Below are 1,196 nucleotides of genomic sequence, written 5' to 3'. Positions count from 1 at the left end.
GCATGAAGGGGCGCGATTAGGCGCCATGCTTGCATGGCAGTTGCTCGCAGTTCTCGATGGTGGGTGGATGGAACATCGTGGCGGGGAACGTGAAAGAGGTTGGCGATCGGGTCGTGCAGGGAACGAGCGTCTGACGGCTCAGGAAATAGCCCGCGGTCAGGGGATTGAAATTCGGCATGCGCAGCGTCGCTTTGGCAGGAGTCCCTTCCGGCGTGCAAAGCGAAGGTCCGCGCAACGGCTGGATTTGCAAGCTATCGAGAGAAATCATGTGGGAAAATCCGCATATATCGCGGATATTTGAACATGAATCATCCATGAAAACAAAGCGTGTTGCAATGTCTGCGCATAGAGCGGATAATTGGACATGATTCACGATAAACGGGCCGCGCTTTCCGCCTATACATCAAACTTGCTCTCCCAGGGGCGGGTAGTTTTTGATGGCCGAGAGGCGATCGAAGCGCTGGGCATCAATCGTGGCGCGTTCCTGGACTCAGCCGAGCGTTTGCAGCGTCGAAAACTACTCCTCAACCCGCGCCACGACTTCTATATCGTCATCCCTCCACAATTCATGTCATTGGGCGCTCCGCCACCAACCTGGTACATTGACGCGCTGATGCGCCATGAGGGGAATTCCTATTATGTCGGTCTGCTTAAGGCTGCCGAACTGCACGGTGCAACGCATCAGGCCGTGATGGAGTTTCAAGTCGTGGCGGCCAAACGGCTCCCCAAGATCAGGGCCGGTCGCAACCGCGTCGTCTTCTACTACCGAAAGGATATGGAGACCGTCGCCGCGGGCGTTGTCGACAAGAAAACCGAGACAGGTTCGATGAGAGTGTCGTCACCAGCTCTCACAGCGCTCGACATTCTGCGGTATTCTCGTGGCGCCGGCGGTCTTGATAACATCTTCACTGTCCTCAGGGATATCGCGCCGCAGATTGATTTCGAAAGCCTGACTAACCTGTCACGCGTCACCGAACGGCCGGTCGTGCAGCGCCTCGGCTACCTTCTCGACAGGCTGGGTCACGGCCCACGCCTGGCGTCGATGCGTACCGCCTTGGAAGACCGCGGCAACCTGCCCTGGACGGAGCTGGACCGCAAAGAAGCCGGCGATCCCGACTTTTCTACTGAAGTGCTCGAGCGCGACCCGCGTTGGCGGGTCATCGTCCGCCGCTATCCGGAGGCCGATGAATGATACC

At 58.0% G+C, this 1,196-nt stretch carries 1 protein-coding gene and 1 pseudogene; one reads left to right on the top strand and one right to left on the bottom strand.

Translation table 11 applies throughout. The features are described from left to right. Positions 1 to 122, bottom strand: a pseudogene (locus AC1D1Z_RS37590) (IS6 family transposase); the annotation flags it as partial. Between the two features lie 242 nt (positions 123 to 364). On the opposite strand from AC1D1Z_RS37590, the gene AC1D1Z_RS37585 reads away from it, so the two are divergent. After that, positions 365 to 1,192, top strand: coding sequence for a type IV toxin-antitoxin system AbiEi family antitoxin domain-containing protein (locus tag AC1D1Z_RS37585; RefSeq protein WP_017969035.1), 828 nt, complete (start codon positions 365 to 367; stop codon positions 1,190 to 1,192). Positions 1,193 to 1,196: the final 4 nt, after the last annotated feature.

This window comes from Rhizobium sp. P1_E1, assembly GCF_056406015.1.
The sequence above is the reverse complement of the archived record's forward strand: the minus strand, read 5'-3'. Positions and strand labels throughout refer to the sequence as shown.